Genomic DNA, 6,850 nt, shown 5'->3' with positions numbered 1-6,850 from the left:
ACCCATGCCAGGATCGCGCGGTTCGACGCGAGTTTGGAGCACAGGAATCATTGGCGGGCGGACTGGTGCCGATCATGGGTTGTTCACTGGCCGAACATCACGAGCTTGCCGTCCCGCGTCGTCCTCGGGGTTCGACGACTCCGGGGATGACATCGAGGTCGAGGTACCTTCTGATCATGTGTTTCAGTTCGGCACCTTTGATGAGCGTGATGCGGTTTCGTTTGGCGAACGCGATGCTCGACGGTCCGTACCATGAGGTCGTAACGACCATTCCCGTGGCGGCGTTATGGTCGTTCATGGAGCCGGCGACAGCTTGGACTGTTCCGAGCTCGACTCGATTCTTAGTGCGCTTGGCCTGCACAAGACAGATGCCTCCGAATATGATGTCGTCCTTGGTCGCGACGACGTCGATTCCGTCGTCGCGCGAGTCGACGGTGCGGTAAGCTTCAATTCCCATGGCCTTGAGTAGCTTCTCAATGAGCTTCTCGAACTCGCTTGGCGTGAGTTGCAGGAGGTTCGGCCGAGAGTCGAGATCGGATAGCTCGGTTGCGTCGTTAGCGAGCCTGAACCGACGGAGGTCGAACGTGACAACAGGCTTCACAGCCTCCAAGTCGTAAGGGTTTGGCGAGACCTTCGCGCCCAGTTCGCGTAGGCATCCGATTGGGTCGGTGACACGGTCGAGTTCGAGGCTGGACTCGAATAGGGACCGTTCGGGTTCGAGGCTGACCAGATGGTACAATGTATCTTTGCCGGTCGCCGGTGCTACGTCCGTGACTGTTCCGTTGAAGACAACCACATCGACGAGATCAAGCGTCTTTGTAGCCTCGAACACCTCATGTACTATTCGTAGCGTCATCCACGCGACGAGCTGCGCATAAAGCTTCTTGATTTCAGGCTCTTTCCATTTCACCGCCCTAACTTCGGCCGCGGTCTTAAACAACTTGTACTCCCGTATCTCGGGAATCACGGACCGTCGCGGGAACTCGACCTCAACGACAATGTCATGTTCCTGCGGCCTGTAGGCGATCTTCCTGGTGACGGGAAAGCCGTCAGGATAGGAGGTGGCCGCGAGCGCCTGGCCGACGAACCACTCGACTGCCTCCGGGTCGCCCTCCATACACGCCGCCCACTGCGCTGCGAGGCGGGCGTTGTGGGCTGCGGCACGGTCGTGGATCGCGGTTACATGCTGGTCGTGTCGGGCGCGAGCGGCATCAAGTGCCCGCAGCCGGTCGGCTTCGGCCCGCTGGAACTCGGCGGTGTCGGCTTCCCACTGGATGCGAGCCGCGTCGAGTTCCCGCTGGTATCGACCCGACCCGCCCACCAGACGGCTGGCCCGACCAGGAGCAGGAGGCGCATAGTCCTCCCAGTTCGGCGCCGTGCCGGGGACCGACAGTCGTCCCGGCCGAAGGACCGCTTGCTCCGGTACGGCCTCCAGCACGGACACAGTGAAGGCAGCAAACCCCAAGACGTTGAGCAGAAGGTTTCTGCCGAGCTCCGCGATATGAGCCGTCGCGGCGGCATTGTCATCGTCCACCGACTGCTGGCGCTGGGCCTGCTCCCGGTCGCGCTGGTCCCGCGCGTCCTGCTTCGCTTGCGCAGCCGCTTCGCGTTTACGTTGTTGCGTGGCCTCCCGCTCGGCCCGGACGGCCGCAGCGCGTCGCTGCTGCCATTCCGACTGCCCGCCACCTGACTGCACCATCGCTCATCGCTCCCCGTCAGCGACCATCAACGCGGAGTCTCAGCATAGCGACCAGCGGTGATCGATTGAGTTCGTTTCGGGAGATGCCCCGGTCGTGATCGCAGAAGATTCAGGATGCACCGTTACCTATCTATGTTGATCAGCGTTAGCGACAAGTTCGGCGGGGTATCTGAGCCGGCTGCTGTCAGGTACGGCCGTTTCAGTTGGTTCGACATCGCGCGCGGATGGATCGGCCGAAAACGCGCCCATCGTCGAGCCCGACACAAGGTGCGGCCACACCGTCGCCGCCCACGCGCGGGCGAGCCGGGCCTCGAACACCGGCGTAGTCGGCCAGGAACGGCCACTGGCCGCCGCGGAGCGTCGGCAGCCCGAACCTGTCGACAACCCGCTTGGGCAGGATGTGCAGCAGCGGCGCGTACTCGAAGTACCGCGATCGTGTGCGCGGCACAAACGTGATGTTGACGTCACCGAGGTCTACGATCGCTGCCATCGGCTCCGGCAGCTCGTCTAGGTCGAAGAAGCGGCGGCGGAACTGGGCTGCTTCCCACAGCATGTTCCACTGCCCGACCGCGGCGACCAGGTCTAGTCCCGAGGCGTGGAGCATCGTCAGCGTGACGAACTCCGGCGGAGCCGATTCCACCGGACGGACCATGCCGTCGAAGAAGAACCCGGCCGACATGTTCGTCAGGCGCGGGAACTGCTCGGGGGTTGCCTCGGCTCGGGCAGGAACACGCCGTCGCGACGCCAGGCCGTCGCCTCGGCCGCGGTCGGCTCACGCTCGTCGTCCGCGAGGTCCTCCACCATGGGCCACTCCGTGCGCTGATACGCCAGTTCGTCGATCTGTGTCATACCTACAGCACGACAGTCGGACTATAAATCCGTTCCGAGCGCCGCGACTTCATCTGGCGCCCCCTTAGCTCAGGCGCGAGTTCCAACCAACCGGTGCGGAACAGTGCTCACGCCTACGCAGCCTGGCAGCTCGCCCGACACCGGCCGCCTGATGGCCCGGTAGGGTGTAGTCGTCATTTCGGGGTTCCCATGTCTGGACGCGCCATCCCTGGCCGTGTCCGGGCCGAAGGCCGAACGGCGCGACGGACACATCCGCTGGCGGCACCCCCGGGGGGACGATCGTGAAGGGTCCGCTCCGCGCTGCCTCCAGCGCCCCGGCCAGCCAGGGGGATTGGGGCGCGTCCGGAGAGCATCGTGAGTCCCGACCCCGTCCGCCTCCTCGTCCTCGCGTTGTCCGCGGCCCTCGCCGTCATCGTCGGGCTGGTCGCCGGCGGCCTGACTGTTCTGACCGGAGCGGGCGTGCCCGCCGCGGTCCTCGGTGGCGGCGCAGCGGCCGGCGGCACGCTCGCGCTCTGCATCGCGGTCGCTGCGTTCCTGCGGGGTGCGTAGACCGTGCCCATCCACGCCAATGAGCGGCAGAGGACGCCTACCTGCGCGGCGCCGGTCGCCGGTCGCTGGTCCCGCGCCCTTGCGGGGTCGCCGTTGTCGACACCCGTATTGCTCCCGCGTTCGTTCCGCGCCGCGGCAGGTCGGCGGGCCCGTGCCTGGGCGCCGTCGGCGCGGCATTTCTGTCGGAGTGATGCGATAGCGTCGCGCCATGCCGGAGATCGACTACGGGGCCAGCTGGGTACCTGACGACGACCAGGAGCGAGACTGGGACGACGCAGCCGAGTTGGCGGCGGCCTGGGTGCAGCGGGAGGCCGAACGGCTCAACGTCGAGCCGCTGCTGGTTACGCCGACGCAGGCGCAGTGGGACGCCGGCTCGCAGGTCATCAGCCAGTTCGTGCGAAGGTACGCAGCCACCACGCCACGCAGCTCTCGTGTCGGGGTTCGGCCCGCATCGGTGCTCGCGTACGTGCCGGACTACGAGACCATCCACTTGGCGATGAGGCACGCCCGAGGCGGGTCGCTCGCGGTCGTCGAGTCGGTCGCCACGCCGCTGCGCGGCTGGGCCGTCGAGGCCAAGGCTCTGGATCTGTCACAAGGGACGATCAGTCCGGACGACCGGTCGGAGCACCTGCGTGAAGCGCTCGAGAGTATCCAGCGGGTAGGAAACAACGGCTGGACGAACGGGTTCGGGAAGGACGCGGCCGTTCGCGTACTCCAGGAACTGCACAGTCGTGGCGATCTTGATCCGGACCTGGTCCTCGGCTACGTGCTGGCTCGTGGGCAGCACGCCAAGGCCGTCGAACGCCTCGCGAAGATCATCGAAGGAGTTCGGAATCCCGGTGGACCTAGGCGGGGAACATCGTCGCGAGCCTGGTGACGCTCGCCGTCGTTGCAGTCGACCGCACCGCCAGCGTCTCCCTACCGGAGATACCTCTCGATCCCACGATCGGTCGCGAGGACCTACCGGTGGCCTCCGACAGTCCAACCACGTTCGCGAGCGGGGGCGACAATGCTTTACCTCGACTGCCAAGATGCGTCGTCAGCATTGGGATCGCTCGCCGCTGCATTTCGTATCCACGCGGATTCTCTCGTCAGAGCAGTGAGCGAGCGGGACATCGAAACGGGCTTGAGCGGCGAGCGCGAGGAAGAAGTCGTGACGACATTTCTGTCGTCGATCGGTGTCGACATCGAGTCGGTCCGGTTCGACGGATCGTACTATTTCCACGGAACCCGAACGGTCGATCCGGAGTCGTTTTTCCGCGACGGCATCCTTCCACTCGGCCAGATGGTCGACAGGCTATGGTCCACGCTTTACGATCTTGTCCGAAACGAGGTGACCGAGCCGGAGTGGCGAAATTTCCGAGCCGAGCTCGAACGGGGCGCGGGTGGTGACGGCGGATGGCTCTACCGGTTCAAGACCACTGACGCATTCCACCACGGCCCATATGCCATGCTCGTGCGGGAGACCCATCTTCATCCCGGCGCGGTCGGCAATCACGACTATCTTGCCGTGCCTGAAATCGTCCAGGACATCGCAAGCGCTTTCGGGGGAAACCTTCGAGAGACTTTTAGCGCCGCGTCCAAGAGATGCATAGTCAAGTTCCGGTCGCAGGAAGTAGGGAAACCGGCGCTGATTGCGGCGTCCTGGTACCTTTATTCGGCCATACGAGGCGATCCCGCCGGTCGGGCGGGTGTGTGGATCATAGACTGTAAAGGCGCTGTCCCGCCCCGCGATGTCGTCGCCGTCGAGGCATTACTGTAAAGCGGCGGACAAAGGCCTCCGCCCCTCGTGACCCAGCGATCCTAGGAGATCCATACGAGAATTCCGGCAGTGATGGAGGTTACTCGCTCGTTTGACTGGCCCACCGGAGCAGAGATGTGAATAGTCCGGGATCACGGGTGCGGCCCTCACACACGGCAAGCTCGTCTTCAAAGCGGTTGATGATCGGATTCGGGTAGTGGAAGAACTGCGATCGCTCGGCCAAACCTTCCACAGACCATTCGTAGCGAACGCCGATAGAGCCGATGTACGCGGCCAGCACGTAACGCACGAGGCGGCTGATGCTCTTGTCGGCCTCCACGAAGTCCGGGCTTATCGACAAGCCGTTCTTGTAGTCTTAGTGGATCGCGTCTGTGGTGATCATGGCCATTTGAGCGTCCGGCATATCCTCGGCGCCGTCCAGGAACTCGCGCAGCGAGTCCGGTACCGGAATGCCTGTGCGCACCATTCTGCAGCCGAAATGCTTGCCGTAGTAGCGAGCTAGGTTGAGCGTGGACGCCTCCCATTCGGTGCCGAAAACTTGCTGGAAGTCGATGCCAGGCATAATTCGCAGCCAGTATCGGCTGGCATAGTGCGAGTATACTTCGTAAGCGTTGTCGAAGGGCTTGGACCGCTTGTTGTTACACGGTTCGCACAGCGACTTAGGAAATTTGATCACTCCGTAGCGATCCCGCCTGACACCGCTACGGCCATTGATCTCACGCCTGTCGCCGTCTCCTCTCCCCCAGAGCAGAGAACCGCCGCTACCCATCAGTCGAGTTAGATCCGTGCACTTGAACTTGTGTTCACCGGTGGCGGCAGGTCGTTCCCGGCACCACCAACAGATTCCGGTCGGCGGGACTCGGAGATGTGCCAGCGCGTCGGGTCCCAGTATGGTGCGACCGTCAGCCGTTCGATCTGGCATGGTCCAATTAAACCCCATCACTCGACAACCCTCTGAGGTGAGGATAGGGCGACCACGCAGGGGCTGGAACGCGCCCCGCGGCGGCGCCCCGAGGACCAAAGGCCCTAGACGCTCGCTACTCGGAGTGACCGAGGAAGACGGAGAGGGGCTGGATCGGGGCATGCGGCATTGCGCCGGGTACCAGGCCCCGACGAGGTCCACCGTGCGTAAACGGCGCTGAGGACGCCGCCTGAATGCCTAAGCGGCTTTTTCTTCGGGTTCGATGGTGACTTTCAGGCCGAGTTTCTCCAGTTGCGCGACGAGCCGTTTCTGCTGGGCGTCGGTGCCGTGGCGGCGCTGTGCCCAGTCCGGTCCGAGCTCGCGGTAGACGGTCTCCTCGGCGACGATGTGCCAGTAGGCGACGAGGATGTCGTGACGGATCGCGCCGACGGCTTTCTGGACCCCGCGGCGGCCCCGGATCTGGGCGTAGTGCGCGGCGAAGTAGGTCTCGCGGGTCATCGCGGCGGCGTGGGCGGCCTCGGTCAGCGCGGTCCGCAGCCAGGTGGAGCCCTGGCGGGTGCGACCCGTCCGCGACGTGCCGGCGCAGGAGTGGTTGCCCGGGCAGATCCCCGCCCAGGACGCCAGGTGTCCCGCGGTCGGGAACCGGGTCATGTCCATCCCGGCCTCAGCGATCAGGCACTGCGCCGTCCGCTGGCCCACCCCGGGAATCGTCGTCACCCGCTCCACCAGCTCCGCGAAAGGAGCCAGCATCACCTCGACCGTCCGGTCCAGCTCGGCGACCGCGCTGTCGCACAGATCGATCTGCGCGAGCAGCTGACGGACCAGCACCTTCTGGTGATCGGCGAGTGGCCGCCCGGCCAGCGCGTCACGCAACTGCGGGATCTTGACACGGAGTCGGCGCCGCGCGAGGTCGGCCAGCACCTCGGGGTCCTCCTCCCCGCCGAGCATCGCGTCGATCATCGCCCGGCCGGACTTCCCCAGCAGCTCGGATGCCACCGACGTCAGCTTGATCCCACAGTCCGTCATGACCTTCTCCAGGCGTTGCACCGCCCGGGTCCGGTCCTCGACC

At 64.8% G+C, this 6,850-nt stretch carries 9 protein-coding genes; 3 read left to right on the top strand and 6 right to left on the bottom strand.

The features are described 5' to 3' along the window. Window positions 1–97 precede the first annotated feature (97 nt). The 3 genes from U9980_RS18470 to U9980_RS18460 form a co-directional block, all read right to left on the bottom strand. A complete protein-coding gene (locus U9980_RS18470; protein ID WP_322769058.1) occupies window positions 98–1,696 on the bottom strand; it encodes a restriction endonuclease in 1,599 nt (532 codons plus the stop codon). A gap of 202 nt (window positions 1,697–1,898) precedes the next feature. Continuing rightward, window positions 1,899–2,378 carry a hypothetical protein gene (locus U9980_RS18465; protein ID WP_322769057.1) on the bottom strand — a complete coding sequence of 160 codons (480 nt, stop codon included), beginning with the start codon at window positions 2,376–2,378 and terminating at the stop codon, window positions 1,899–1,901. Window positions 2,379–2,383: 5 nt separating this feature from the next. Continuing rightward, on the bottom strand, window positions 2,384–2,548 hold the full coding sequence (locus tag U9980_RS18460; protein ID WP_322769056.1) for a hypothetical protein: 165 nt from the start codon (window positions 2,546–2,548) through the stop codon (window positions 2,384–2,386). A 354-nt stretch (window positions 2,549–2,902) separates the two neighbouring features. Between U9980_RS18460 and U9980_RS18455 the strand changes: the two genes are divergently transcribed. The 3 genes from U9980_RS18455 to U9980_RS18445 all read left to right on the top strand — a co-directional run bounded on the left by U9980_RS18455 (window position 2,903) and on the right by U9980_RS18445 (window position 4,859). Beyond that, window positions 2,903–3,097, top strand: coding sequence for a hypothetical protein (locus U9980_RS18455; RefSeq protein WP_322769055.1), 195 nt, complete (start codon window positions 2,903–2,905; stop codon window positions 3,095–3,097). A 208-nt stretch (window positions 3,098–3,305) separates the two neighbouring features. Next, on the top strand, window positions 3,306–3,974 hold the full coding sequence (locus U9980_RS18450) for a hypothetical protein (protein ID WP_322769054.1): 669 nt from the start codon (window positions 3,306–3,308) through the stop codon (window positions 3,972–3,974). A 168-nt stretch (window positions 3,975–4,142) separates the two neighbouring features. Further along, a complete protein-coding gene (locus tag U9980_RS18445) occupies window positions 4,143–4,859 on the top strand; it encodes a hypothetical protein (protein ID WP_322769053.1) in 717 nt (238 codons plus the stop codon). Between the two features lie 79 nt (window positions 4,860–4,938). On the opposite strand, the gene U9980_RS18440 is transcribed toward U9980_RS18445, so the two are convergent. The 3 genes from U9980_RS18440 to U9980_RS18430 all read right to left on the bottom strand — a co-directional run. Next, window positions 4,939–5,178 (bottom strand): hypothetical protein, encoded by a 240-nt coding sequence (locus U9980_RS18440; RefSeq protein ID WP_322769052.1) that lies wholly within the window; start codon window positions 5,176–5,178, stop codon window positions 4,939–4,941. Window positions 5,179–5,214: 36 nt separating this feature from the next. Beyond that, window positions 5,215–5,628, bottom strand: a complete 414-nt coding sequence (locus U9980_RS18435; RefSeq protein WP_322769051.1) for a hypothetical protein — start codon at window positions 5,626–5,628, stop codon at window positions 5,215–5,217. Between the two features lie 390 nt (window positions 5,629–6,018). Beyond that, the coding region (locus U9980_RS18430; RefSeq protein ID WP_322769050.1) for a transposase at window positions 6,019–6,850 on the bottom strand (832 nt) is incomplete at its 5' end.

It is taken from the genome of Protofrankia sp. Cr1, from assembly GCF_963555865.1.
Classification (GTDB): domain Bacteria; phylum Actinomycetota; class Actinomycetes; order Frankiales; family Frankiaceae; genus Protofrankia.
This window is presented reverse-complemented; position numbering and strand designations above follow the sequence as displayed.